The 26,791-nt window shown below is 33.2% G+C and carries 24 protein-coding genes and 1 pseudogene; 16 read left to right on the forward strand and 9 right to left on the reverse strand.

Features of this window, described 5'->3' with window-relative positions:
- From BUA03_RS13155 to BUA03_RS13170, 4 genes are all read left to right on the forward strand, one after another.
- Nucleotides 1-1,447: T9SS type B sorting domain-containing protein (locus BUA03_RS13155; RefSeq protein ID WP_139255664.1), on the forward strand; the 1,447-nt coding region annotated here is incomplete at its 5' end.
- Between the two features lie 159 nt (nt 1,448-1,606).
- A complete protein-coding gene (locus tag BUA03_RS13160) occupies nt 1,607-2,515 on the forward strand; it encodes a PorP/SprF family type IX secretion system membrane protein (protein ID WP_066076404.1) in 909 nt (302 codons plus the stop codon).
- A gap of 12 nt (nt 2,516-2,527) precedes the next feature.
- The gene (locus tag BUA03_RS13165) at nt 2,528-2,911 is read left to right on the forward strand and encodes a flagellar motor protein MotB (RefSeq protein ID WP_066076407.1); all 384 of its coding nucleotides are present in this window, start codon (nt 2,528-2,530) and stop codon (nt 2,909-2,911) included.
- 54 nt (nt 2,912-2,965) lie between these two features.
- Entirely contained in the window at nt 2,966-4,906 is a 1,941-nt protein-coding gene (locus tag BUA03_RS13170) for an OmpA family protein (protein WP_066076411.1), read from the forward strand.
- Between the two features lie 471 nt (nt 4,907-5,377).
- Here BUA03_RS13170 and BUA03_RS13175 read toward each other — a convergent pair whose 3' ends face one another.
- From BUA03_RS13175 to pyrR, 7 genes are all read right to left on the reverse strand, one after another.
- The gene (locus BUA03_RS13175; RefSeq protein WP_066076414.1) at nt 5,378-5,881 is read right to left on the reverse strand and encodes a CAP domain-containing protein; all 504 of its coding nucleotides are present in this window, start codon (nt 5,879-5,881) and stop codon (nt 5,378-5,380) included.
- Between the two features lie 165 nt (nt 5,882-6,046).
- Nucleotides 6,047-6,691 (reverse strand): pyridoxamine 5'-phosphate oxidase, encoded by a 645-nt coding sequence (gene pdxH / locus BUA03_RS13180; RefSeq protein WP_066076417.1) that lies wholly within the window; start codon nt 6,689-6,691, stop codon nt 6,047-6,049.
- Nucleotides 6,692-6,787: 96 nt separating this feature from the next.
- Nucleotides 6,788-7,693, reverse strand: a complete 906-nt coding sequence (locus BUA03_RS13185) for a ribonuclease Z (protein ID WP_066076420.1) — start codon at nt 7,691-7,693, stop codon at nt 6,788-6,790.
- A 73-nt stretch (nt 7,694-7,766) separates the two neighbouring features.
- Nucleotides 7,767-7,979, reverse strand: coding sequence for a hypothetical protein (locus BUA03_RS13190; protein ID WP_066076423.1), 213 nt, complete (start codon nt 7,977-7,979; stop codon nt 7,767-7,769).
- 10 nt (nt 7,980-7,989) lie between these two features.
- Nucleotides 7,990-8,322 (reverse strand): ribonuclease Z, encoded by a 333-nt coding sequence (locus BUA03_RS13195; protein WP_066076426.1) that lies wholly within the window; start codon nt 8,320-8,322, stop codon nt 7,990-7,992.
- Nucleotides 8,323-8,396: 74 nt separating this feature from the next.
- A complete protein-coding gene (locus tag BUA03_RS13200; RefSeq protein WP_066076428.1) occupies nt 8,397-9,323 on the reverse strand; it encodes an aspartate carbamoyltransferase catalytic subunit in 927 nt (308 codons plus the stop codon).
- Nucleotides 9,324-9,370: 47 nt separating this feature from the next.
- Nucleotides 9,371-9,910: a bifunctional pyr operon transcriptional regulator/uracil phosphoribosyltransferase PyrR gene (gene pyrR, locus BUA03_RS13205; protein WP_066076432.1), complete on the reverse strand. Its 540-nt coding sequence runs from the start codon at nt 9,908-9,910 to the stop codon at nt 9,371-9,373.
- Between the two features lie 533 nt (nt 9,911-10,443).
- Between pyrR and BUA03_RS16735 the strand changes: the two genes are divergently transcribed.
- Nucleotides 10,444-10,617, forward strand: a complete 174-nt coding sequence (locus BUA03_RS16735; protein ID WP_169807431.1) for a hypothetical protein — start codon at nt 10,444-10,446, stop codon at nt 10,615-10,617.
- An 87-nt stretch (nt 10,618-10,704) separates the two neighbouring features.
- Here the strand turns inward: BUA03_RS16735 and BUA03_RS13210 are convergent, their stop codons facing one another.
- Nucleotides 10,705-13,212: a M14 family metallopeptidase gene (locus tag BUA03_RS13210; RefSeq protein WP_066076435.1), complete on the reverse strand. Its 2,508-nt coding sequence runs from the start codon at nt 13,210-13,212 to the stop codon at nt 10,705-10,707.
- Nucleotides 13,213-13,450: 238 nt separating this feature from the next.
- Here BUA03_RS13210 and BUA03_RS13215 point away from each other — a divergent pair, with 238 nt between their 5' ends.
- The 6 genes and pseudogenes from BUA03_RS13215 (at nt 13,451) to BUA03_RS16745 (ending at nt 19,152) form a co-directional block, all read left to right on the forward strand.
- The gene (locus BUA03_RS13215) at nt 13,451-14,878 is read left to right on the forward strand and encodes an L-serine ammonia-lyase (RefSeq protein WP_066076438.1); all 1,428 of its coding nucleotides are present in this window, start codon (nt 13,451-13,453) and stop codon (nt 14,876-14,878) included.
- Between the two features lie 718 nt (nt 14,879-15,596).
- Nucleotides 15,597-15,758, forward strand: a pseudogene (locus BUA03_RS17190) (hypothetical protein); the annotation flags it as partial.
- A gap of 859 nt (nt 15,759-16,617) precedes the next feature.
- Nucleotides 16,618-17,790: a cation:proton antiporter gene (locus tag BUA03_RS13225; RefSeq protein WP_066076441.1), complete on the forward strand. Its 1,173-nt coding sequence runs from the start codon at nt 16,618-16,620 to the stop codon at nt 17,788-17,790.
- 125 nt (nt 17,791-17,915) lie between these two features.
- Nucleotides 17,916-18,326, forward strand: a complete 411-nt coding sequence (locus tag BUA03_RS13230; RefSeq protein ID WP_066076444.1) for a hypothetical protein — start codon at nt 17,916-17,918, stop codon at nt 18,324-18,326.
- A gap of 335 nt (nt 18,327-18,661) precedes the next feature.
- Nucleotides 18,662-18,832, forward strand: a complete 171-nt coding sequence (locus BUA03_RS16740; protein ID WP_169807432.1) for a hypothetical protein — start codon at nt 18,662-18,664, stop codon at nt 18,830-18,832.
- A gap of 167 nt (nt 18,833-18,999) precedes the next feature.
- Nucleotides 19,000-19,152 (forward strand): hypothetical protein, encoded by a 153-nt coding sequence (locus BUA03_RS16745; protein ID WP_157492186.1) that lies wholly within the window; start codon nt 19,000-19,002, stop codon nt 19,150-19,152.
- Between the two features lie 428 nt (nt 19,153-19,580).
- On the opposite strand, the gene BUA03_RS13235 is transcribed toward BUA03_RS16745, so the two are convergent.
- Nucleotides 19,581-22,013 carry a glycosyltransferase gene (locus tag BUA03_RS13235; RefSeq protein WP_082854266.1) on the reverse strand — a complete coding sequence of 811 codons (2,433 nt, stop codon included), beginning with the start codon at nt 22,011-22,013 and terminating at the stop codon, nt 19,581-19,583.
- A gap of 550 nt (nt 22,014-22,563) precedes the next feature.
- Between BUA03_RS13235 and panB the strand changes: the two genes are divergently transcribed.
- From panB to BUA03_RS13260, 5 genes are all read left to right on the forward strand, one after another.
- Entirely contained in the window at nt 22,564-23,382 is an 819-nt protein-coding gene (gene panB / locus BUA03_RS13240) for a 3-methyl-2-oxobutanoate hydroxymethyltransferase (RefSeq protein ID WP_066076447.1), read from the forward strand.
- Between the two features lie 124 nt (nt 23,383-23,506).
- Nucleotides 23,507-23,821, forward strand: coding sequence for a four helix bundle protein (locus tag BUA03_RS13245; RefSeq protein WP_245792661.1), 315 nt, complete (start codon nt 23,507-23,509; stop codon nt 23,819-23,821).
- A 56-nt stretch (nt 23,822-23,877) separates the two neighbouring features.
- Entirely contained in the window at nt 23,878-24,567 is a 690-nt protein-coding gene (locus tag BUA03_RS13250; protein ID WP_066076450.1) for an RluA family pseudouridine synthase, read from the forward strand.
- Nucleotides 24,568-24,712: 145 nt separating this feature from the next.
- Nucleotides 24,713-26,041 (forward strand): aldehyde dehydrogenase, encoded by a 1,329-nt coding sequence (locus BUA03_RS13255; RefSeq protein WP_066076453.1) that lies wholly within the window; start codon nt 24,713-24,715, stop codon nt 26,039-26,041.
- Complete coding sequence (locus BUA03_RS13260; RefSeq protein WP_066076457.1) at nt 26,032-26,769, forward strand: nitroreductase family protein; 738 nt, start codon at nt 26,032-26,034, stop codon at nt 26,767-26,769. Before BUA03_RS13255 ends, BUA03_RS13260 begins: the two co-directional genes overlap by 10 nt.
- The last annotated feature ends 22 nt before the right edge of the window (nt 26,770-26,791 follow it).

The following is a 26,791-nucleotide window of genomic DNA, read 5'->3' on the forward strand; positions in this document are numbered from 1 at the left end:
TGCGGGTTCTTATACTTTGGTTTACCAAATCTGTGAAATCTTAAATCCAACTAATTGTGATACCGCTACGGTAACTGTTACAGTAAACAGTGCTGCTATTGTCGCTAATGATGATGCCTATTCAATAAACGATTGTTCCTCATTAGGATCCGTGGGTAATGTCTTGACAAATGATCTTCTTAATGGAAGTCAAATTACATCTGCTATGATAAACATCTCATTAGTTTCAGGACAAAACGAAAATATTCAATTAGATACTCTTGGAAACATTACTATCTCCTCTGGAATAACGGCTGGAACTTACTTATTAACATATCAAATATGCGAGAAATTAAATCCAGAAAATTGCGATACCGCAACAATAACTATAACTATTAAGGATAGTACTAAACCAATAATCGCGACATTACCAGTGCCTTCTATTGTATCTTGTAGTGCACCTCTAAATTTTGCACAAGCGGTAGCAACTGATACCTGTAGCTCCGTTACTTTAACATTCATTGACGTAACCGTTCAAGGAAGTTGTATCGGATCCTACACAGTAACAAGAACCTGGACAGCTATAGACTTAACAGGCAATACCGCTACTGCTTCGCAGATTATTAGTGTCCAAGATAACACTGGCCCTACGACAACAACTACATTTGAATCAAACATAAATGTAACTTGTGATGCTATTCCTGTAAAACCAGAACTAGTTTTTGTCGATAATTGTTCAACAGTTTCTCCTGCCGTATTTAAAGAAACAATCACTACTAGCTCTCAAACCTCGTATACAATTACTAGAGAATGGTCTGTTTCTGATTCTTGTGGCAACATTTCTAAATTTATACAAACGGTAAATGTCTCAATAGCGAGTAGCGAATTACCAATTGCAAGCTCTGCTTGTAGTGGAGACTCGTCTACAATTAATATCTTCAACTTATTGCCACAAGGAACGCCAACGAACGGATCTTGGATAGATGTTGATAACACTGGTGCATTACAAGGAAATATCTTATCTCCTTTTGGATTAAGTTTAGGAAACAAAGTCTTTGAGTATCGAATTAATAATGAAACATGTCCAAGAAGCCTAGTTCTGACTATCAATATAAATGATGATTGTATTGTTTTAGGTTGTGGTGACATTAAAGTTCATAATGCATTCTCTCCTAATGGAGATGGTATAAACGAAGTTTTTGTTATTGATAATATTGATGATGTGACTTGCTATCCTGAAAATACAGTTGAAATATATAACCGCTGGGGTGTATTAGTTTTTGAAACTAAAAACTATAATAATCAGACTAACAATTTTGAAGGTATTTCACGTGGAAGAACGACAGTTAATCAGTCTTCTGGTTTGCCTACTGGAACCTATTTCTACATATTGAACTACAGTACTATTGATGGAAATGGTAAAGTAGAAATCAAAAAATTAGACGGGTATTTATATCTTAGCAAATAATTTTAAATTAATTTTAAATCCTGAGGACCTTTAGCTGTCCTTAGGATTCAAAAAAATGAACCAGCCCTATTCTTTAATATAAATAGCATTGAACTTACTCAAAATGGACCTCTTTCGTCTTACAAAAGAAATAGTTCAATCACAATAAAAAAATCTACTATGAGAACAAAAATATTATTAATCTTTTTGATGTTTACAGCTTTTGCGGGTTTTGCACAACAAGATGCTCAATACACACAGTACATGTACAACACCATCAATATCAATCCAGCCTACGCTGGTTCTAGAGGTGCAATGAGTATTTTTGCGATGCACCGAACGCAGTGGGTAGGATTAGACGGTGCTCCAGTAACAAATGTAGCTTCGATTAATACCCCCTTAAATAATAATAACCTAGGACTAGGAATTTCATTTATTAATGATAGGATTGGCCCTACTAATGAAAATACTATTTCTGCTGATTTCTCGTATACAATTCCGATGTCGGAAACCTTAAAACTTTCTTTTGGTATAAAAGCTACAGCTAATTTATTCAATTTAGACATCACAAAACTGAATCCATCTCAAGCGGATCCATCGATACAAAATATAGATAACGAATTTTCTCCTAATATCGGTGCTGGTTTGTACTTGCATTCTGATAAAGGTTACGTTGGGATTTCTATTCCAAATTTTATTGAATCAGATCGTTACGATGACAATGAAGTTGCGATCTTTAAAGAAAAAATAAATTACTACCTAATTGGTGGTTACGTTTTTGATATTAACAGTACCATAAAATTTAAACCTGCTGTATTAACTAAGATGGTTATTGGTGCACCCTTACAAGTTGATGTATCGGGTAACTTCATGTTTAGTGAGAAATTTGTTGTTGGAGTTGCCTATAGATGGAGCGCTGCTCTAAGTGCCATGGTAGGATTCCAAGTATCTGATGGGATGTATATCGGTTATGGTTATGATCGGGAAACAACTAGATTGAACAACTATAATTCTGGTTCACATGAAATATTTTTGCGATATGAAATATTTAAAAATAACGGTAAAATTATAACTCCTCGATTCTTCTAGAAATTAAATTGCATGAAAAAAAATATATTCTTTTGCATCATACTAAGTAGTCTTATTTATTTTAAAGGAAATGCCCAAGAGTCGAAATTATATACAACTGAAAAAGCAAGTGACAAATATGCCTGTGTAGATGTAATCAAAACCTATGAAAGGATTGCTGAAAAAGGATATAAATCAGCTGATCTATTTAAAACAATTGGAGATTCCTATTACTTAAACGCAGATTTTGGCAACGCTGCTAAATGGTATTGTGAATTATTTGCCATGGGTATTAATTTAGAACCTGAATATTATCACCAATATTCTAAATCTCTACTATTTATTGGTCAAAATGATAGTGCCAATGAAATATTGGAAAAATTAAAACAAAAATCACGGCTAATACAAGAGAAATAAAATCGGAAATAACGACAAAATCATAACGCCAAAATTCTTTTAAAAACAATTATTATGAAAAATAATATACTCCTCTATATAACCTTATTTACCGCTTTTTCATTTAGTGCACACTGCCAACAAGGAAAGGTTGCAGCTGCTGATAAAAAGTATGACAACTATGCCTATATAGATGCCATAAAAACTTACGAAAAAGTTGCTGAAAAAGGATACAAATCGGTAGATATGTTTAAAAAATTAGGAAACTCCTATTATTTTAATGCTGAGTTGGAGCAAGCTGCCAAATGGTATGGCGAATTATTTGCCATGAATACAACAGAAGTAGAACCAGAATATTATTTCCGTTATGCGCAGTCTTTGAGATCCATTGGCCAAAATGAAAAAGCGAATGAACTTTTAGAATTATTCAATAAAAAAGCCGGAAACGACAGACGAGGAATACTTTTTATGGAAAATGAAAATTATCTTGATGCCATTAAAGCTAATTCCGGAAGATATAAAATCGAAGATGCTGGAATAAACTCTATCTATTCTGATTATGGTACTGCATTGTATTCCAATGAAATTGTGTTTGCATCAGCAAGGGATACTGGAAGTCTTGGACAAAGAAAACACAAATGGACAAATCAATATTTTACAAATTTATATGCCTCTACTTTAGGAGAAGATATGACTCCCTCTACTCCTCATAAATTTGATTCTAATATCAACTCTAAATTCCATGAGTCTACTCCTACTTTTACAAATGATGGAAAAACAATGTACTTCACGAGAAATAATTTTATAAATGGAAAAAAAGGAAAAGATACTAATCAAATTACTTTAATAAAAATATACAAAGCTACTTTAGAAAATGACAAATGGACTGAAATAACGGAACTTCCTTTTAACAGCGATAATTATAGTACAGCGCATCCAACATTAAGTCCTGACGGTAAAACGCTCTATTTTGCCTCTGACATGCCTGGAACCATAGGCCTATCTGATTTATTTAAAGTTCAAATAAACAATGATGGTAGCTATGGAATGCCCGAAAACTTAGGCATAACTATTAATACGGAAGGAAGAGAAACTTTTCCTTTTGTAAATGATGAAAACGAGCTCTATTTTGCATCAGATGGACATCCTGGCTTAGGAGGTTTAGATGTTTTTGTTTCTACAATTAATCCAAACGGTTCTTTTAGTAAAGTACAAAATGTAGGCTCTGATATTAATTCTCCCAAAGACGATTTTGCTTATCTAATAGATACAAAATCAAGAAGAGGTTTTTTTACCTCAAACAGGGATGGCGGAATGGGATATGATGACATTTATAAATTTTTAGAACTAAAAAAAATTGCATGTAAGCAATTGTTATATGGAGAAATTACCAACAGAGATACTGCAGAGTTGCTTCCGAACACTAAAATAACGTTGCTTGACAATCAATTTAATAGCATCAGCACAACTGTTTCAGATGATAAAGGTACTTATTCATTTCCTGTTGAATGTGGTAAAAAATATTACGTAAGAGCTCAAAAACCAGAATATACCGTAAAAGAAGTACCGATAACGATTGCAGACGAAAATGGAAAAACATATCTACAAATCGCACTAGAGAATGCTGTTTGTAAAGTTACTATTGGTGATGATCTTGGTAAATGTTTTAACATAAAAATGATTTATTTCGATTTAGACAAATCCAATATTCGAAAAGAAGCAGCTTTAGATTTGGAAAAAATACTGGATGTTCTAAACCAAAATCCAACGATGACATTGGATATTCGCTCTCATACTGATAGCCGCGCTTCGTTTAAATACAATGAAGCTTTATCAGATAGAAGAGCTAAGTCAACTATTAAGTGGTTAGTTAAAAATGGAGTAAATGAGAATAGATTGACTGGTAAAGGATTTGGTGAGACTCAACTAGTAAATAAATGTACTGATGGAGTAGCATGTACTGAAGAAGAACATCAGCTTAACCGAAGAAGTGAATTTATTATCACTGCCTTGTAAAAACATCCCTAAGTAAATACGATAGGCTGTCTTTTAGACAGCCTATTTTTATTTTCACTATTTTCCTTATCTACTTCCTTTGCAGAATAAGAATAACTCATTAGGATTTGGATCCTGTACCTTGTGGAATAAAGAGGTGTCAAATTAGAGCGTACCGCGTGTCCATTATTTCATTTTTAGACTAAAAAACAGTGATGCCTAGGTCTCTTACACTTTAAAGATTGTGTAAATAATCCATCAAGAACAGATTATAAGAATATAAAAAGGTAAGAATATGTACTCAAAAAAAAATATGTAAAGAATGAGATACTTTACGTTTTCAAAGGAAAAACAATAATCACTAAAAACACATCTAAAGAAAAAAATTAATAGCTAGTCTGCTGGATTAGTACTGATTTTTCTAAACAGTTTTTAAATATAAATGGCTGTCTCTTGGGGGAAAGACAGCCACTTAAATATAAAAAACTCAACTTAAATTTTTGCAAAGATATTTGTATAATACTTTCTACCATTTACTGGATTTTCTTTGATCGCAATTCCAAAATGGGTAAAGTTACCTTCTATATTTTCTTTATGTCCTGGGCTAGACAACCATGCATTTAAAACTGCCTGAGGCGTATTAAAGTTATAAGCTATATTTTCACTTACCGATTTGGCTCCTAAAGTCTTCATTATATTTTCTGAACGAGCAGCAAAATCATTATGATTAACCACATTATTTGCGATCATGTAATTATCATGCTCTTCAGATTTATAGGACATGTGATTGATTTTTTCCAAGCGATTTAAACCTACACTTACTCTATGAGCGTTTATCAAGTCCATAGTCTCTAACTCAATAGAATTATAAGAATAACTAATCACTTTTTTTACAGATGCATCAGCAGTTTGGTTTTCGGAACTGTCTGAGGAACAAGAATTCATAGTACAGATCACAGTAAGGAGCAATAATGTACGTAGTAATTTTAGCTTCATAATAAAAGTAGATTAAGTTTAAAGTAGATTGTGGGGCAAACAACTTTAATAATTAGATAATATGTTTTTTATTTCTTTCTCAAACATACATCTTTTACCGTTAAAATACCTAAAAAAATCGACGAACTACATCATAAAAATAACTACATAGATATATTTCTTACATTAAGGAGATAATCGTTCTATTTTCCAAGAGTAATCCTGTTGGCTAGTATACCGAATTCTGTCATGCAATCTATTAGGCCTTCCTTGCCAAAACTCTACCTCTAAGGGAGTTACAAGAAATCCTCCCCAATGTTTTGGTCTTGGAATAACCATACTCTCAAAATCTTTTTCTAATTGTTTTAAATTTTCTTCCAAATATTCTCTCGAAGGAACCACTTCACTTTGGTTTGAAACGATTGCTCCTAATTTACTTCCGTCAGGTCGAGATTCAAAATAATGATCTGATATGCCTTCTGCAGTTCGTTTAGCAATCCCTTTTATGATTACTTGACGTTCTAAGGTGTGCCAAAAAAAAGAGAGGCATACGTTTGGATTTTCGGTAATAGCCCTCCCCTTCTCTGAATTGTAATTGGTATAAAAAATAAAACCCTCTTCATTAAACTTTTTTAACAAAACAACTCTAGACTTTGGAAATCCATCTAAGCCTATTGTTGCTACGGTCATTGCATTTACTTCACTATCACCACCAAAGTCCTCTACTTCGTGAAACCATCTGTTAAACAAATTAATTGGGTCTTCGGGTATAGAAGCTTCTAATAGCTCACTCTTATCATACGATTTTCTGTAATTACTTAGGTCGTTCATATATTTTTAATTTAAAAATGTTCGTTTCTAGACTGATTTGGTTAGTGTCATTCAAAATTTTCTGTGCCAATCTAATCATGCAGTTCAATTATTTATTTAAAACTCAAAGCTTTTCCCATCATCGGCTAAAAGCACCTCTGAAAAAACGGTTTCGGCTTCGTCTTTAAACAATTCAATTTTTTCATAACGTGTTGAATAGTGGCCCAAGATTAATTGTCCTACATCAGCCTTCAGAGCAATGGTTGCAGCCTCTTTTGCAGTACAATGAAGTGTCTTTTTAGCCAGATTTTCCTCAGACTGCAGGAAGGTAGATTCATGATACAATACAGTACTATTTGCTATAATGGGAATAATAGCTTCATGATAAACGGTATCAGAACAAAAAGCATAACTCTTAGTTGGAATAGGATCAAAAGTCAATTTGTCATTTTCAATAACTCTCCCATCTTCTAGTGTGATATCTTTACCATTTTTGATTTTTTGATAATAGCAACTATCAATTTCATAATTCTGGACTGCATCTAAATTCAGTTTTCTCTCCCCTATTTTTTCTTGGAACAAAAAACCATTTGTGTACACTCGATGTTTTAATGGGATGGTTTGCACCCTAACCTTATTATCCTCATAAACAATCTCGCTTTCTAGCGATTCCAGTTCATGAAAAAACAAACCATAATTTGTCCAAGAATTAGACAATCGCAATTGCAATTTAATAATTTCTTTGATTCCTTTTGGTCCATAAATATGCAAATCGGTAGTTCTGTTCAACAAAGTAAATGTGGATACTAAACCGACTAATCCAAAAAAATGATCCCCATGCAAATGAGAAATGAAGATATGATTAATCTTAGAAAACCTGATTTTGTTCTTGCGCAATTGCACTTGCGTTCCTTCTCCGCAATCGATTAAAAAAAGTCTGTTTTTTATTTCTAAAATCTGGGAGGTGGGATTGGTAAAAGTTCGTGGTGTAGCTGCATAGCAACCAAGTATTGTTAGTTTCAATTTTTTAATTTCATGTTAGAAGTTACGATAGAATTAAAAATGGACCATTCATAATTCGCTATGTAAAAATTAATTACAAAATACTATCCTTTTTTTCCTTGTTATATTTTTTAATTTGTAGCCCTTGAGAAATTGCTAATAATAAGTTTGCACCTACTCCCCATTTGCTGTATGAATCGTCAGTAGTAAAAACTTTATAGAGATTGAGACCCATTAAAATTATAAAACATGCGAATAGAATAATGCTTAAAAGATGTGCGTCTTTTTTGTTTTTGTAAAAATCCATAAGATATTTGTTAAAACCCTAAATCTCTTTCAATCTCTTCCATTTCTATAATATCGTGCGCCTCTAATAAGGAAGGCACCACGGTTAGTTTAGCAGGCACGGCATTATAATCAAAATCAGAAGTAATTATGACAAAAGATTTTTTTGCTTTTTTATGTTGTTTCGATAAAGGCATAAATTGCTTAATATCATTGGTAGATAAATCTTTATGTAACAAAAGATCAATCATTATGTTGTGTTTTTCGAATGTTTTATACTGGTGCGTAACCTTCATAAGAAAAGACATAAAATCCCCTTGTGTATCTCTAATCGTTACGGTATGTCCTTTTTGATCTACTTTCATTTTTACTATATTTATGAAACTACCCAGCGGTATTTTCGATTACAAGTAGCTAATTTACAAAGTTTCACCTAAAACTACTGAATTTTTGATGCCAAAAGATAAATTACAGCCATTCTAATTGCGACACCATTTTCTACTTGGTTTAAAATCACTGATTGACTTGAATCAGCGACTTCGCTAGTAATCTCCACACCACGATTGATAGGTCCTGGGTGCATGATGACAATTTCTTTATCTAAAGAATCCAAAAGTGTTTTATCTACTCCATATTGTTGTGCATATTCTCTTGTTGATGGAAAAAAATTCACATCCATTCGCTCATTTTGCACGCGCAACATATTTGCCACATCGCACCATTCAAGTGCTTTTCTAAGATTTGGTTCTGCCGTAACTCCAAGCGATTCAATATATCTGGGAATTAGCGTTTTAGGCCCACAAACTTTCACCTCGGCCCCTTGCATTTGCAAAGCATATATATTAGACAATGCAACTCTAGAATGTAAAACGTCCCCTACAATAACCACTTTTTTCCCAGCGACCTCTCCTAGTTTTTCTCTAATCGAATAACTGTCTAATAAAGCTTGCGTAGGATGTTCATGCGCACCGTCTCCAGCATTAACGATGCTTGCTTTTACATTTTTGGATAAAAAATAAGCAGCTCCCGGATTTGCATGTCGCATTACCACCATATCAACTTTCATCGAAAGTATATTATTCACCGTATCAATTAGTGTTTCTCCTTTTTTGACAGAGGATTGTGCAGCTGAAAAACTAATAACATCAGCTGATAAACGTTTTTGAGCAAGTTCAAAAGAAAGTTTTGTCCTCGTACTATTTTCGAAAAAAATGTTGGCAATGGTAATGTCTCTTAAAGAAGGTACTTTTTTTATGGGGCGATTAATGACTTCTTTAAAATGATCGGCTGTTTCAAAAATTAGGTCAATATCATTCTTATTGATGTATTTTATGCCTAACAAATGATTTACGCTTAATTCTTTCATTGCTGTTTACGATTATTAGTTTTTAATAGTTAGCGTTTAAAAACGATCTAACTTGTAATTAGGTAGACGCCATCTTCACCTTCATTTTCTTTCCAGCTCACTTTGACTTTTTCGTTATTGATTGCATCAACCTGTCGTCCTCTATAATCTGGCTGAATAGGTAAATTGCGACTGAAACGTCTGTCGATTAATACCAATAGTTCAATTTCTGAAGGCCTACCAAAAGATTGAATAGCGGTCAAAGCAGATCTGATACTTCGTCCAGTGAACAAAACGTCATCTATAAAAATGACTTTTTTATTTTCAACAATAAAATTAATTTTAGTTTTATTGGCCTCCAATGGTTTGTCGGTTCTTCGAAAATCATCTCTAAAAAAGGTAATATCCAAATAACCTAATTGAATTTCAGGAGTTTGGTATTCATTTTCCAAAATTTCTTTCAAGCGTTCCGCTAAAAAAACACCTCGTGGTTGAATTCCAACTAAAATCGTATCTGAAAAATCTAAGTGTTTTTCAATTAATTGACAGGCCAAACGATGTAATATGATAGTAACTTCTTTTGCAGTAAGTAATACTTTTTGACTCATAGTAGATTATATTGTTTGGTTTGACAAATATACGAATTCCGATTTAGGATTTTATAATTAAAAAGAGAGAAAATAAACATCATTGCTTGTTTACCTGCTAAAAACCAAATTGCTTTTTTACAAAAACACCCTAAAGCATTTTGGCAATGGGTTTTAGAACCCCGGTATAAGGCAAAATTGGATAAAATCCCCTGAGAATCAGATAGAAAGATTAGCCACTATTACTGTAACATTAGAAATTCCTATAAACCAATTTGATACTTGACCGTTTTAGCAGTAATTGTGATGATTTACCTCGTACGACTCCATTTTACAAAACAATGCCGCTTTTTATTCTACTATATTGTGTGAAATAAAAAACTATTGCTGTTTAACTACAAATATTTTTGTTTTACTTTTATACTTAAATATCCATTTTAGTTACCCTTTTACGCTCTTTTTTATATAAATTATATAATAACCCCTCTAAATTATATAACAAACTGCTTACTTGAAAGCAATAAATTTACATTTTTAACCTAAACTAAATAATCATGCAAAAAAAATTAACTCGTTTATTGATGCTTTTTATAGTATTGATATCATTCTCAAGCTGTTCAATAATAGAAGGAATATTCAAAGCTGGAGTAGGTGTTGGAATATTTATAGTTGTTGCAGTACTGGCCGTACTAATTTTTATAATCAGCAAAATTTTCGGAAGAAAATAAGTAACGGTACTTTCGAATGGTAATTTGATCCCAATAAAAAAGAGCCCATTGCTGGGCTCTTTTTTATGGTTTCAATATTGTGGCTTTTTAATTTACTAAAAACAAAGCATTACTGAATAATAAATTTCCATTTTCCCAGAAACCTCTAAATAACGGGTTGTCAACCATATAAATTACGGATCCATCTCCTTTTTTATCTACGGCAAAGCTCACGGTATTGTTGAGTTTCTTTTTTATTTCATTTCCAATAAAACCATAACTCTTATAGTCTTTGGGCACATAAACGACATTGGTTGCTTTTTTCAATAGCGAATAATGCCTGTCGTCCGTCTTTAGACTGAAATACTTATCCCCTAAACCAAAAGACATAGGATGTGTTTTATTCAGTAAATTTTCTATAATAGCACCAGGAATTGATTTAGAAATATACCTGCGCTCCGAGTCTTGAAAATCTAAAAAACGTTCTTTTAAGGCTTCTTCTTCCGCCTCTTTCTCAGAACTCAATTTATCTTCCTCGGATGCAAATGGACTTAATGCATAGCCTTCTTTTCCCTCAAAAAGTGTTAATGCACTATTCATTGCAATCACTTTTCCTCCGTTTTTAATCCATTCTCCAATTTTCTTTTGTTGGTCTTCGGAGAATTCATAATATCCATCTGCTAAGATTAACGTGTTATAATTGAACAAGTTTAATCTGTTGAAATTGTCTACTTCAATCACACTTACTGGATAACCAATTGTTTCTTCCATATAATACCAAGCGGCACCAAACTCAGTGGAACCAACCCCTTTTCCAGATAATAAAACCACTTTTGGCGCTTTCAATAAATTAAAATTTTCTCCTCCTACATCTTTCGAATTCGAGGAAAAACCCGTAGCAATATAATTGTAATCCGTTTTTATTTTCACTAGTCCTGCAATTGTTTTTTCAAAATCAACTATTTTAGGATTATCTGCTTTAGTCACTAACAAACCACCCGGCTCCACAATTACTTCTCCAAAAACAGCTTTCTTCATTGCTGATCGCACTTTAATATTATTTTGATGCAACAGCGACAAAACCTGAGCTGAAATTCTATTATTCCAAGGAATATGAAACGCATACACGTTTTGCGGAATGACTTTTTCCTGCATTTCAATTGCCATTTTTGTTTTAACAGCTACACTATTTTTCAGTGCATACCCTTCTACTCCATAAGCCAGAGGCAACGCCCATGAAGTAATATCATACGATAAACTGTCATTTAATTTTTGGTTTGGTTCAAAAAGCACTTGCGCAAAAACGGCTTTCGGCTGATCTACTTTCACAATTAAATCATTTGGTTCAATTGTAAAACCTTTCTCTGTTTTTGTAGTATAATTAAATCCGGATGCTTTTTGAGTAGCATCAGCATAACTGAATTCTACATTGTTTTTTTTCAACAAATCCGCCATTTGAACCAACTTCGGATTGTTTTTCATCACATACATTTTATAATTTCCCTTGACCGTTTTTCGAGAATTATTCATAAAACCTCTAAAACCTTTCAGCAAAACATCCGCTTGTGCTGCCGCTGATTCTACAACCGTAAGAACTGCCGTTGCATGATGGGTTAAGCGATCTTTTATAGTCAATGTGATTCCGTTACTCATTGTAACTGCTCTCCCAGCTCCTATTCCGCCTTGTTCCATAGTCATCCCTACTGCTCCATTATAAGTAGGATAGGTATCTCCATAACTTGGATAAAACAGATCAAAACGCTCACCAGTATTGTACATCCAGTTTTGAGCATCAAATTTTTTAGATATATTTTTACCTAACGTATAATGAAAATCTTTTTGGTACTTTTCAATATATTCGTGCAAAGGTTCCGCTGACGGTGGGAAAAAATAGGGAGAATCATATCCCATTTCATGTACATCCGTGTGCACCTGAGGCATCCACTGGTTGTACAATGCGATACGCTGTTGGGTTTCCGGCTGGGTTTGCCACGCCCAATCCCTATTCAAATCAAAGATATAATGGTTGTACCTGCCACCTGGCCAAACTTCCATGTGTTCTCTATCTGACAAATCGGGATGTGTTTTTTTACTTGAAATTTCTCTTAACCAATTCCCATATCTGGAATATCCATCAGGATTGATGCATGGATCCAAGATTACAATAGTGTTTTCTAACCACTTTTTAGTTTCGGCGTTTGAGGGATTTACCAGCTCATAGGCTACAGTCATAGCACTTTCAGTTCCAGCAAATTCATTTCCATGAACATTAAAACTCAACCATACAATTAATTTATCACCAATCATTTGGCTTTTGTTAGCGGACAAACCAATAGCGGCTAAATTATTATTTCGAATTTGTTCCAAGTTAGCCAAATTCTCAGGACTAGAAATAAAATATACATTCAAATCTCTTTGCTCGGGAGTTACTCCATATTTTTGATGTTTTATTAAAGGAGATTTTTCCGTAAGATGCCTAAAATAATTTTCGGCTTGATGGTAATACGTTATTTGCTTTCCGTAATTGGGCAAAAATTCTGAAGGACTTTGCACTTGTGAGTGAACACTCAGCACCAAAGTTAGCATTAGATAAAAAGAAAAAACAGTCTTTTTCATATTATTTTGGGTTAGTTATGCCTCAAAAATAGCAATTTACGAAGTCTTGCACAAGCAAAATTTTCGATTAATTAAAAACGGATTGTACCAAAGCTCTCGTCTATTATTAATTCATTTTTATTGAGGAATACTAACATTACAGCACTATTCCTTATTAAATAATTAATAAAATCTCGTATATAATTCGGATCCTAATAACATTCTATTATATTTGTCGATCACAAAATGAACACAAAAGATGGAAGAATGTATCTCAGTTTTTGACATGCTAAAGATTGGTGTAGGCCCTTCGAGTTCACACACACTTGGCCCATGGAGAGCTGCCGAACGATTTTTAGGTGAATTGAGAAACGAGTTGTTGCTTCATGCTGTAATCCGAGTAAAAATAGACCTATACGGTTCTCTTTCCTTGACTGGAAAAGGGCACGCAACGGATTTAGCCGTAATGCTGGGATTGAGCGGACAAGATCCAGAGTACATTCCTATAGAAAATATCGATGCCATTATAAAATCCATCGAATCAAAAAACGAAATTAATTTAGGAAACGAAAAACAAATTCCTTTCTATTTTCTCCAAGATATCGTTTTCAATAAAAACTTCCTTCCTTTTCATGCCAATGGCATGACGTTCACGGCTTTTATGACCGATGATCGTGAATATGCATCCACCTTTTATTCTATTGGTGGTGGATTTGTAGTCAAAGAGGAACGCATCAATGCTAAAAAGAAAATACAAATAAAATGTGCTTTTCCTTACCCTACTAACAAAGCATCAGAATTACTAGAGTACTGTAAAAACGAAAATAAATCCATTTCGGAAATCGTTTTTGAAAACGAAAAATCAATGCGTACTGAAGCCGTAATCGATCACGAATTGATCCGTATTTGGCACACCATGCTGGAATGCATGTACATTGGCTGTCATTCTGAAGGGATTCTTCCTGGAGGATTAAACGTACGCCGAAGAGCATTTGACATGCACCAAAACTTAATTGGTTTAGCCAATTATAATTCTCCACAAAGTTGGCTTGAAGAAATTAGAAAAACAGAGGTTAAATTTCGTCAAATCCTGCAATGGGTGAGCTGTTTTGCACTTGCAGTAAATGAAGTCAATGCGGCGCTAGGACGGGTGGTAACTGCTCCAACTAACGGTAGTGCAGGCGTTATTCCTGCTGTTTTAATGTATTACTTAGTCATTGAAAACCACCAGGCCAGTGAAAAGCAAATTAAACAATTCCTGATGGTTGCTGGTGAAATAGGCAGTATTTTCAAGAAAGGTTCTACTATATCAGCAGCGATGGGCGGTTGTCAGGCAGAGATTGGGGTTTCCTCCTCGATGGCAGCTGCCGCTTTATGCGAACTAATGGGCGGAACACCAGAGCAGGTATTAATGGCAGCCGAAATTGCCATGGAACATCATCTTGGAATGACCTGTGACCCTATTGGCGGATTAGTCCAAATTCCCTGTATTGAACGCAACACCATGGGCGCCATAAAAGCCATTAACGCTGCCGAATTAGCCTTAGCCACCGATCCCGAAAACGCAAAAGTGCCTTTAGACAAAGTGGTGGAAACCATGTGGCAAACTGCCAAAGATATGAACAACAAATACAAAGAAACTTCCGAAGGCGGTCTGGCAATTGCCGTGAATATGGCAGATTGTTAATGCGCATCTTAATGTAACATTTTTTATCTTGTTTCAGCTCAGATAGGCTCTTTTAACAGGGATAAATAAACATTAAAATGCTATATTTCAATGGTTTAAAGCAATTAATAGTCTGAAAATGAAATCAACCAAAACAAAATGTTTTTATCTTTGTACTAATTTGTATTTTTTTTTTACTTTCTGCATTTTTAAGAAAAGCAAGAATGATTATATTATTAAAAACTTGGTCTCTTCCGTTTTATTTTCATTATTGAATTTGTTAATTTGGTGCTAATAGTTCCAAAACACTTTGAAGTATGTGATAAGCAGCTATTTTTGGAGTGCAATTATACTAACAATTGTAAAATTCTCAGTAAACAATGCTTAGATGCAAAGGCGATTTTCGGCAGCACATCAAAGTCAGAACTAAGTTTCAAAATAGAAAACAATAAATATTAAATCAATTATCTGATTACTATCCTTGCTGTTGTTTGCCTGTATCAAAGAGAAAAGCGAGGCTACAAAAAGCATTGATAAATTGGTGACCTGCGATACAGCTCAAGTATCGCAGTCCACTGAGCACCAAAACACTACTGTAAAAGAGTAGGTAAATCTGCGTTTTCGCCACGTTACGCTAGAAGAAGTAGTGGAAAATAAATTCCGAGTGCAAGGACAAGCACAAGTTTTTGAAACAATCTTTAATTGGGTGGTTGGCGATGGATAAAATGAATTAAAAAAAGGCTGTGTAATGGCCGATGCGGGAGCACCTGGATGGGGTAGATTTGATTTTACAATTGGTTTTAATAAAAAGGAGACGTATTCAACTCTGCATCTAATTTTGTTTGCAGTAAGTGCGAAAGATCATAGTCGCCAACATAAACTTATCATACCGCCAAAATAATGTTTTCAAAGGGAAATTGATTGCGGTAATCTAAAAATGTCCTTTAAATAAAAATTAAACTGTTGATGCTTCACCACTTTTGTAGTTTACTGAGAGCGAAATTCTTCACTATCGCGTATTTTAATACTCACAAAAAATTCCCCATTATTTTATGGTAAGCTCTAATTAAAGAGCGCATGCCTAACCCACTTACTATTTCTATTTTATGGTTTTAATGCTCAAAAAATTAACGAATAAAATTTAATAAAAAAAGACAAGTCAGAATTGATAAATAGTAGAAAAGCATTTAACAGCAACTAAGATTGGAATAAACTAAAAAAGTATCAGGTTTTAATAAAAAATACAAATATCAGAAAGCAAATTAATTTGTATCAATAGGGAAAAAGCTGTTTCGAAACTGGTCAAGCAGCACTTAGATCAAAACAGACATTGATAGTAAAATTAGTTTTTCATAACAAACAACAAATAAGTAAAATGTCCTTACTTTTACCTATCTTCTACTATTTGACTGTAGAAAGCTAGAAATAAAAAAAGTGTCACGCGGTTATTAGATACCTGTTTCTTCTCGAAAAATAAGTTCATACTCCAAGAAAATTGAATAAGTCAATTTGTTCTAAGTCTTAGCGGAATATTTATAAAGCAGTACAAACCTATTTAATATATTCAAATCCCTTTGTTGCGAAAAAAAACTAAAAACGAAGTGATTAGCAAGATTTGTGATACTGCGAAATTTATACAAGTTAAAAGTTTTTTTGGCAAGAAGTATTATCTTAGCAGAAAGCAATTAATTTTCAATTTTACAACCTCAAAAAGGCTACAAAGAAGGACTGAAATACTTTAAGAACCACAATGAATTATTATGACAATAACAATTATCATCACAATATGTACGTTACTTTTATTAGCTTATGTTTTTGAGCGAACATCGTCAAAGACAAAAGTGCCTGCGGTAATTTTATTATTGCTGTTGGGATTTTTTGTCCGACAGTTAACCACCTTCTTTGAAATTAGTATTCCCGATCTAACACCTATACTTCCCTTCTTTGGGACTGTAGGACTAATATTGATTGTTCTTGAAGGTTCTCTTGAATTAGAATTTAACAAATCTAAAACCCCTTTAATCAAAAAATCATTTTTAGTGTCTCTTTTTCCACTGCTTGCTTTAGCATTTTTACTTTCATTTTTATTCCATCATTATGGACAGTTCTCCTTTAAAGACAGTTTAACGAATGCTGTACCTCTTTGTATAATAAGCAGTGCCATTGCAATCCCAAGTGTAAAGTCGTTGACCTCTTTTAATAAAGAATTTATCATCTATGAAAGTAGTTTGTCCGATATCATTGGTGTTTTATTTTTTAATTTTATTGCTCTAAATGATAGTTTTGGTTTTTCCTCTTTTGGATATTTTGGATTACAACTTATTGCTATTACTGTTATTTCTTTTGTTGCAACAATTGGACTTGCTTTTATGCTCAATAAAATCGATCACCACATAAAATTTGCTCCCATCATTTTACTAGTTATTTTGATATATGCTGTCTCTAAAGTTTATCATCTTCCTGGACTAATCTTCATTTTTCTTTTTGGTTTATTTATGGGCAATCTTGATGAACTAAAACAATTTAAGTGGATTGAAAAATTAAAACCAGAAGAGCTAAATACAGAGGTAAATAAATTTAAGGAGTTGACAACTGAAGCTGCATTTTTAGTACGATCACTTTTTTTTCTACTTTTTGGGTATCTTATCCAAACTGAAGAAATCTTGAATACGGATACATTGATTTGGGCAGTCGGAATTGTAACTGCAATTTATATTTTCAGAGCAATCCAATTAAAAATTTCCAAACTTTCATTATCCCCTCTATTATTTATCGCTCCAAGAGGCCTCATTACCATTTTACTTTTCCTTACAATTGGACCGGAGCAAAGCATTTCATTGGTAAATAAATCACTTATTATTCAAGTGATAATTTTGACTGCACTGATTATGATGCTTGGTCTTATGACAAACAGAAAGCAACAACAAGAATAAATTAACTACTGTAACTAAAGATTAATGCTGGTTATACTGATTAAAGCGAGCTAAAAAAAGCGGACCAGAATGCTGACTTAAAATTCTAGTGCTAAAATAATTCTGAAAATCAAAATAATTGAGGTATGATAATTAAAAAGACGACAATTACAAAAGGGTTTCTAATTGCTGGATTAATGAACGCAACAGTATTAATTTTTTCGAAATTATTTACAAATTCCATAATTACTGAATTTGATCCACAAGTAATGTCCAATTTTGGATTACTTATGATACTCATTTGGGGATTAACTTACATGTCAGTGGCAAAAAAGTATCATGAGGTGAAATGGCTTGTGGGAATTTTTGTCATTGAAAAATTTATTTATGGTTTTATTTGGACCAATTGGATCATAAATAATAATGTTTACGACGTGTATAAAAAAGATGTATTAGCTGGACTATTTTATTCCATTTACGGGATAAATGATTGGGTGTTTTTTATCTTTTTTTTATCTGTCTTTATTCACCTTTTCAGAACAAAAAATAGTGCATAAAAAAAGAGTACAATAAATATATTAAGTATTTTCGTGGTGTAAATTCTAGATGCATGAGATGATTTCTATAGGTCTGAAGCAGATAAGAATTAAAATACAGAATACAATCTGTTGATTTTAAAAGGAATGTTCGCCTACTAGCTTTTGTAAAATTGAAAGCTATGATACGTCCAACACTATTTCATGGGTCTGTTTATCCTAATTCATCATGAAATACATTACGTTTGCTATCTAATTTAGAAGCACGAGCCTCTCACTTTGTTTAAACACCAATTTTCGTTGCGGTACATTTTAATACCATCTGTCAAAATACTAATTCTATAAACGTAAAAAAAATGAAGATCAACTGGATTATTATTAGTATCGTTATTTTCTGCGCAATTATTTTGATTGTATTCCTTTTTAGAAAAAACCAAAAAGATAAAAAGAAGTACACTCAATTCTTGAATAATGATTACAAAAAATCTGCAGAAGAAGAATCAGATTTGAATGACGACACATATTAATTGCTATCGTTTCCAATTATGAATGTTATCAAAATTCGCCATTTGACTTTTTAAACCTTCTTTTACTGCACTATTTCTGAAATAAATAATAAATTTTCACTAAAAATTAGAGATTTATCTTAAAAGCTGATAGTATCAATAGTGGTGCAAAAGAACAAAAATCAGTTATGGAAAAGTTCAAAAAATTGATTCAAAAAGCAAATGAGTTCCATAAAGCCAATTTATTACCACCACAGCTTATAACTTTAGGTGACGAATTTCATGGAATTGCTAGAGATCTAGATGCAGAAATAGGAATTTTAATTGCATTATGTAATTAATTAATATAAAATATAAATACCTATAAATCAGAATATTAACTACATAATAGTACGAAGTAAAATAGCAGAATCGTGATTGAAACCCAATGATTCCAGGAATAAAACCTTTAGATTTTTTATAAAAGTAAACAATCTAATGCAGTGCGCTATTTTAAATAATGCGTTCAAAATATTCAAAAATAGAACTGACAAATGGTCACTATAAAAGTATTATAAAATTGTTTCTCATTCCATACCGTTTGAAGACTACGAATTCGTGTCTCAAAAGAGGAATCAAACCCGTTCCTTATTATAGAAAAGAGAAAAAAAGCTAAATATGAAATCCTTTAATACGACCAAGAATACTATTAAAACTAGATAAAACGATTTACAAATTATAATGCTGAATTAAAAAACGTTTTCTTTGGATAAGAAACTAAATTTTGAAGCTATTCAGAAATATCTTTTGGAATTTTATTTAATAATTTTGACGCTTTTTCTCTTTTTTTACTCAGTTGCAAGTCTGAATAGCGCTTCGATCCCTCTTTTGGGCTTACCCTTTTTTCAAAAATTAATCTTGCTAATAAATAACTCACTGTTGATTCAGCACCTTGATTTAAATTGAGATGTGTTTCTTCTAAACCGTCATAACATCCTCCTGTACAAGGATTATAAACAATTTGACTTAAATGATTATTGCCTAAAAACCAACTAAAGGCAATTTTCATTTTTTCTAAATAGCCTACTTCTTGAAAGATTTCGTAAAATTGATTCAAAGCTAAAATAGAATAAGCCACATCTATGGGTTGTTCTCCAAATTGATTTGGGCTTTTACCTTTAAGTTTCCAACCTTGATTTGAAATTACTTTAATCTGATTGTTTTTGAATATTATTGACAATAAAAAATCAAATGTTTTTTTGGCTATATCTTTATATAAATAACTACCAGAACTCATGGAAGCATAAAGCATTGCTTCTGGTAAAAGGCTGTTGGCATAAGTTAAATAATCTTCATACCAATCCCATTTTTTTTCTGAAACACCTCTGTATTTTGATACCAAGTTATCCGCAAGCGCAACAATCAAGTTTTCAATCTCTGTGCTTTTCTTCTTTAAATTATAATGGTATAGGCCTTTAATTGCAAAAGAAATTGCTCTTGGTGATTGAAATTTATTTATATAATGGAGCGATTTATCTAAAGCGAGTCTCACTTTTTCTATTCTTCGTTCAGGAAACAAATGTGCATAAGTCATAAATTCACCCAATGCCCAAATTGCTCTACCATTTGAATCTTCAAGATTTTCGTGATGGTTTTTTTCGAAATAATTACACTCAATATCTACATAATTTAGAAAAGATCCATCCGATTCTTGGCAAAATAAAATAAAATTTAAATAGGTATTTATCAGCTCTATATCGTCTAATTCACCAGTAAGGTAGTAATGTTTTGTAACAGCAATTAACGCTCTGGCATTATCATCAAGTGTGTATCCCGTTTCCAAATCAGGAATATCGATTGTAGAAAACTGAATCATCCCATGCTTAGCGGTCAATCGTTTAATGTGCGCCAATGAAATTTCTGGCATTTTAAACTTCAAAGCATTTTGCTTTCCCTTACTAATTTCCTGCGCTAATTTAACGTGAGAAATGGCTATATTTTGCCAAGCCGTTGGATTAATTCGATGCAAAGCATTGGATCGCATTTGTTTTAATAATTTGGGATCCAATAATAATTTTATTGCAGCATTCGCAAGTTGCCCTGAGCTTTTAAAATCAAAATTAATTCCCGCACCTTCTAGAAGTTCTTTTGAATGCGGAATTGGAGTAGAAATTATGGGGCAACCGCACGCCATTGCGTACGCTAAGGTGCCACTTACGGCTTGATTTGGATTTTTAGAAGTAAATAAATAGATGGTGGTCTGTTGCAAGTAATCGATTAAATCTTCAAGTGACAAGTAGCTGTTGATAAACTGGACATTGTTTTGAATGTTCAACTCCATTACCTTGGCACTTAAATATTCTCTGTACTTTTCTCCTTCATTTTTCACAACTTCGGGATGTGTTTTCCCAATAATCAGATAAATAACCGAAGGAAATTTCTTTATAATTTGAGGCAAAGCTTCTAAAGCTGTTTCTATACTTTTATCCTCGCTAATTAATCCAAATGTGGAGAGAACTAATTTATTCTCCAAATGAATTTTAGATTTCACACCTTTTTCCTTTGGAGAAATTAAATGGGTGCCGTGCGGTATAACTTTTATTTTTTCATCCAAAATACCATAATCATTAATCAAAATTGCCGAGGAATTTTTAGTCATTACAACAATTGAATCGGAAAGTTGGGCAATTTTTTGAACAATTAGTTTTAAATCATGATCTGGTTTTGGCAAAATGGTGTGAAAAGTAGTTGCTACCGGTTTTTTTAAATGAGTTAACAATTCAATTATGTAGCTCCCATTTTTACCACTAAATAAGCCAAATTCGTGCTCTAAAAAAACCATAAAGATGCGATCATCATTATTAATTTTTACCGCAAGCTCTTCATAATTGTCTTTTTCCGAAGTGATCAAATGATATTTTACTTCTGTGGGATACGTGGCTGTTGTTTTCTTGTTTTCTAAAGCACAAATTTTGACAGATACAGCACTACCAAATTTTTGAATAATACTATTTTTTAAATCTTGACTATAGGTTGCTATCCCACATTCTCTAGGAGGATATGACGAAATTATCAATATTTCAGGGGATTCACCCTTTGGAATACTGACTAATTGTGTAATTTCATCCGTTTTATTGTTTTCTGATTCAACTGCAGGATCAATCAAATCTTTGAGTTTAAATAGCTGATTGTTGATTTTGGTATACGTAAGTGCTGTTTTCATTTTAGTAAGGATTTAACATTAATTCTTCTATAATTTTTTAAACATAGCGGGGTAAAAGGGATAATTTTGGCTTTACTACTTCTTTTGATTACAGTCAAATTTCCCTCGAATTGACCTTATATCAAAGTTGAAAAATTTAACTCTCAAACCAAAAAATGCAAAACAAAACACTGGATTTTCGACCTAAATATTGCCAGGACTGAGAAAACGTACCTTTTAAAAAGCAAAACCAAATTATAAGAAATAATTGCTTTTTTTTTTAGAATCCCAATTTAATCTTTAAAAGGAATATTTTGAATCAGTAGAGTGCAAAACAAAGTTGCGACTCTTGTCTTCTAATTTGTTACACTATTACAGTTGAATATTACATAACTTACAGATTTTTGATATTTAACACGTCTGTTATCCAAATAAGGCGCATTCGTATTTCAAAAAATTAACAAGAACCAGAAATCACCATAAAAAGTATCTATTTTTAAAAAAGGCAAATCTATTTAGTTGTCACAAAAGAATTAGTTTCACTACTTTTACAATCATAAAAAACATAAAAATGTCTGTCGCTAAAAAAGATTACAAAAGGATTACCACGAAATCACTGATTGAGATGAAGGCTAACGGAGAAAAAATCTCTATGCTAACGGCTTACGATTACACTATGGCAAAAATCGTTGATAGTGCTGGAATCGATGTGATTCTTGTGGGTGATTCCGCTTCAAATGTCATGGCAGGTCATGAAACAACGTTGCCTATAACTTTAGATCAGATGATTTACCATGCGTCCTCAGTAGTTAGAGCTATAGAAAGAGCTTTGGTCGTTGTGGATTTACCTTTTGGAAGCTATCAATCAGACCCGAAAGAAGCCTTGCGGTCTGCTATTAGAATTATGAAAGAAAGCGGCGGACACGCAGTAAAACTTGAAGGTGGTAAAGAAATTAAAGAGTCCATCAAGAAAATATTAAACGCAGGAATTCCTGTTATGGGCCATTTGGGTTTAACCCCACAATCCATTTATAAATTTGGAACGTACACCGTTCGCGCTAAAGAAGAAGAAGAAGCGCATAAGTTAATCGAAGACGCTAAATTACTTGAAAGATTAGGTTGCTTTGCCTTAGTTTTAGAAAAAATACCCGCACATTTAGCCGAGAAAGTAGCCCAAAGCATATCGATTCCAGTTATAGGCATTGGCGCAGGTGGTGGAGTTGACGGACAGGTTCTGGTAATTCATGACATGTTAGGAATGAATAATGAATTTAGCCCACGTTTCTTGAGAAGATATATGAATTTATACGAGGGAATGACATCTGCTATAGGTCAATATGTTGCCGATGTAAAATCGAGTGATTTCCCTAATGCAAATGAGCAATATTAAAATAGACTCTTTAGATCGTTAGTTTTTTAAATTGTCAGACTAAAAAAAAGGAGTGCATATATTTAAGGATTTGGGGATTTGGAAAAAAGTAGCTTTTTTTTTCTTCTGAAATTATAAAGTCACTTTGTCTTTTGCCCAGCGAAAAAAATTTGGAGTAACAAATCAATCAAGCGGGGCTTCTGTTTCTATTCCGTCAAATAGTGCTGAAGGACTGTCAAGACAATCGAATAAGGACTTTGCACAATTTTTAGAAATCGCTATCGGTTCCGCTTATGAAGTCGAAACACAAATTCTTATTTCATCAGATTTGGGTTTTATAACTTCACAAGATTTAAAGCAGTTCGCAAATATGCTAGATGAAATTGTAAAAATGACTTTAAGATTTAAAGCAACTTTATTAGATTCTTTCTTAAATTTTCAAACTGCAAGACTTGTATAAATAGCTAAACATCTAAAAAGTCTAATGATTTAAATTCCAATACTCTAAAAACCCAAATGAAAATAGTTTCAGACAAATCAAATCTCCAAATTCTGCACGAAGACAACCACCTTATTGTGGTCAACAAGCGTGTGGGCGATATTGTACAAGGCGATAAAACAGGCGATAAACCATTGTCTGAAGTAGTCAAAGAATACATTAAAGACAAATACAACAAACCCGGAGAAGTATTTCTAGGAGTGGTGCACCGTTTAGACCGACCAACAACTGGAATTGTCGTTTTTGCCCGCACTAGTAAAGCATTGACGAGAATGAATGAGTTGTTTAGTAACCGGGAAACTCAAAAAACCTACTGGTGTATTGTCAAAAATAAACCTTTAAAGTCTGAAGATAAACTCGTTCATTACTTAAAAAGAAACGAAAAAAACAATTCTTCAAAAGCACATTTAAAAGAAGTTCCTGACAGTAAGCTAGCGAGTTTAGATTATAAAATCATTAGGGAACTCAACAATTATTTTGCTCTGGAAATCAATCTTCACACCGGTAGACACCATCAAATCAGAGCTCAACTTTCGGCTATTGGTTCCCCAATAAAAGGCGATTTGAAGTATGGTTTTGACCGAAGTAATCCCGATGGTGGAATTCATTTGCACGCTCGAAAATTAGTTTTTACACATCCTGTAAGCAAAGAAAATATTGAAATAGTTGCAGCAGTACCAAACGACGTGATTTGGAACGCGATTTAATTTTTATTGGAACAGTAACAAAATGAATACCTCAAAGACTTATACACTATAAAACAGGAATAATTTTTCCTGTTTTTTCATTTTTATTTGGAACAGAAAGTTGGAATAAGATAATAATCTGTATTTTTAAAATTAAAATCATCCAATGAATCATAAAACCGACATAAATTACCGAAAAGAATCCCTAAAAAAACTACTTTATGTCATTACAAAGCATGAAGAAGCGATCATTAAGGCTTTGTATGACGATTTCAAAAAACCTGCTTTTGAAGCTGTTTTAACTGAAACCAATTATGTGATTAGTGATCTTAAAGAAACTATAAAAAATATAAATTCTTGGGCTAAGCCAAAGAAAGTTTGGGCTTCGTTGTTGAATTTTCCTTCTTCAGATTATGTTTACAGTGAACCTTATGGCCATGTTTTAATACTTTCACCATGGAATTATCCATTTCAATTAGCCTTGTGTCCCTTGGTGGCCGCAGTAGCCGCTGGAAATAAAGTGACGTTAAAACCGTCCGAACTTACGCCACACACTGCTGCTATTATTTCAAAAATTATAAGTGAAACTTTCCCCATAAAAGAGGTAGTGGTGGTTATGGGTGATGCTACTGTGGCAGCGGATTTGTTGAAAAAACGGTGGGATTATATCTTTTTTACTGGAAGTGTCGCTGTGGGCAAAATAGTAGCGAAAGCCGCCGCCGAGAACCTAACTCCTGTTACTCTAGAGTTGGGAGGAAAAAGCCCTTGTATTGTTGATGAAACTGCTAATTTAGAATTGAGCGCCCGCCGTATTGTATGGGGTAAAATTATAAATGCAGGACAAACATGCGTTGCTCCTGATTATATTTTGGTACACCATAAAATGAAGGACACTTTAGTGAAATTCCTAATTCTGGAAATTGAAAAAGCATTAGGAACAAATCCAGAGGAATCTCCAGATTATGCTAGAATTATCAATTTAAAAAACTGGGAACGTCAATTGAGTTTATTGGAAAATCAAAAAACGCTTTTTGGAGGAAAATCTACCAAAGAAAGCTTATACCTAGCTCCTACTTTACTCGACGAACCTACAATGGACAGTAAGGTGATGCAGGAGGAAATTTTTGGTCCCATACTTCCCATACTTTCTTATAAATCAAAAGCAGATATTGAAAAAATAATTTTGAGCTTCGAAAAACCACTATCATTGTATTTATTTACTCAAAACAAATCCTTTGTTGATGAAGTTTTACAAAAATATTCCTTCGGTGGCGGCTGCATTAATGATACCGTAATTCATTTGGTTAACAATAAGCTTCCTTTTGGCGGTGTTGGAAATTCTGGTATGGGTGCCTATCATGGAAAATTGAGTTTTGATGTTTTTTCCCATAAAAAAGCGATTGTAAAAAGAGGAACTTGGCTGGATTTACCGCTGCGCTACGCTCCATATAAAGATAAATTAAAAACCATTCAAAAAGTATTGAAATGGATTTAAGTACTGAAAAATCAGTGAGCGAAGCTATTAAATACCGACGCTCTGTCCGTGTTTTTAAGAACGAGGCAATTGATGTTCAGAAAGTAAAAGACTGCATTCAGTTAGCGGCTCTGGCACCTACTAGCAGTAATATGCAACTTTGGGAGTTCTACCATGTAGTGTCTCCGGATCGCATCGAGCAGATTGCGAAAGCGAGTTTTGATCAAAATGCAGCTAAAACGGCGCAACAACTAGTTATCGTTGTAACTAGAAAAGACCTTTGGCGCAAAAGAGTTAAATCAAATATTGAGTATCTAAAAACTCAATATGGCAATAAAGCGGAAGCCGATTATTCGAAGAGAGAAAAGTTTGCTTTAAATTATTATCAAAAAATTGTTCCTGCCCTATATTTTGATTTTTTTGGAATCATTGGAATGATCAAATTTCTTGCTTTTCAAATTATTGGAATATTCAAGCCCATTTACAGGCAGGCTCGCCAAAGTGATATGCGGATTGTAGCACATAAAAGTGCTGGACTCGCGGCACAAAATTTTATGATTAGTATGGCAGCCATAAATTATGATACCTGTCCCATGGAAGGTTTTGATTCGCTGATAATTAAAAAAATATTACATTTGCCCGCTTCTGCTGAAATAAATATGATTGTAGGATGTGGTATCAGAGCTACAAATGGTATTTATGGGGAGCGGTTCCGCATCCCTTTTGAAGAAACCTATTTTAAAATATAACCCATTAAATAATACCAAAACC

The sequence above is a fragment of the Flavobacterium fryxellicola genome, from assembly GCF_900143245.1.
Taxonomy (GTDB): Bacteria; Bacteroidota; Bacteroidia; order Flavobacteriales; family Flavobacteriaceae; genus Flavobacterium; species Flavobacterium fryxellicola.

Coding starts and splice junctions, on each gene's coding strand:
- BUA03_RS13160 (WP_066076404.1), top strand. CDS start 1,607: ATGAGAACAAAAATATTATTAATCTTTTTGATGTTTACAGCTTTTGCG.
- BUA03_RS13165 (WP_066076407.1), top strand. CDS start 2,528: ATGAAAAAAAATATATTCTTTTGCATCATACTAAGTAGTCTTATTTAT.
- BUA03_RS13170 (WP_066076411.1), top strand. CDS start 2,966: ATGAAAAATAATATACTCCTCTATATAACCTTATTTACCGCTTTTTCA.
- BUA03_RS13175 (WP_066076414.1), bottom strand. CDS start 5,881: ATGAAGCTAAAATTACTACGTACATTATTGCTCCTTACTGTGATCTGT.
- pdxH (WP_066076417.1), bottom strand. CDS start 6,691: ATGAACGACCTAAGTAATTACAGAAAATCGTATGATAAGAGTGAGCTA.
- BUA03_RS13190 (WP_066076423.1), bottom strand. CDS start 7,979: ATGGATTTTTACAAAAACAAAAAAGACGCACATCTTTTAAGCATTATT.
- BUA03_RS13195 (WP_066076426.1), bottom strand. CDS start 8,322: ATGAAAGTAGATCAAAAAGGACATACCGTAACGATTAGAGATACACAA.
- BUA03_RS13200 (WP_066076428.1), bottom strand. CDS start 9,323: ATGAAAGAATTAAGCGTAAATCATTTGTTAGGCATAAAATACATCAAT.
- pyrR (WP_066076432.1), bottom strand. CDS start 9,910: ATGAGTCAAAAAGTATTACTTACTGCAAAAGAAGTTACTATCATATTA.
- BUA03_RS16735 (WP_169807431.1), top strand. CDS start 10,444: ATGCAAAAAAAATTAACTCGTTTATTGATGCTTTTTATAGTATTGATA.
- BUA03_RS13210 (WP_066076435.1), bottom strand. CDS start 13,212: ATGAAAAAGACTGTTTTTTCTTTTTATCTAATGCTAACTTTGGTGCTG.
- BUA03_RS13215 (WP_066076438.1), top strand. CDS start 13,451: ATGGAAGAATGTATCTCAGTTTTTGACATGCTAAAGATTGGTGTAGGC.
- BUA03_RS13225 (WP_066076441.1), top strand. CDS start 16,618: ATGACAATAACAATTATCATCACAATATGTACGTTACTTTTATTAGCT.
- BUA03_RS13230 (WP_066076444.1), top strand. CDS start 17,916: ATGATAATTAAAAAGACGACAATTACAAAAGGGTTTCTAATTGCTGGA.
- BUA03_RS16740 (WP_169807432.1), top strand. CDS start 18,662: ATGAAGATCAACTGGATTATTATTAGTATCGTTATTTTCTGCGCAATT.
- BUA03_RS16745 (WP_157492186.1), top strand. CDS start 19,000: ATGGAAAAGTTCAAAAAATTGATTCAAAAAGCAAATGAGTTCCATAAA.
- BUA03_RS13235 (WP_082854266.1), bottom strand. CDS start 22,013: ATGAAAACAGCACTTACGTATACCAAAATCAACAATCAGCTATTTAAA.
- panB (WP_066076447.1), top strand. CDS start 22,564: ATGTCTGTCGCTAAAAAAGATTACAAAAGGATTACCACGAAATCACTG.
- BUA03_RS13250 (WP_066076450.1), top strand. CDS start 23,878: ATGAAAATAGTTTCAGACAAATCAAATCTCCAAATTCTGCACGAAGAC.
- BUA03_RS13255 (WP_066076453.1), top strand. CDS start 24,713: ATGAATCATAAAACCGACATAAATTACCGAAAAGAATCCCTAAAAAAA.
- BUA03_RS13260 (WP_066076457.1), top strand. CDS start 26,032: ATGGATTTAAGTACTGAAAAATCAGTGAGCGAAGCTATTAAATACCGA.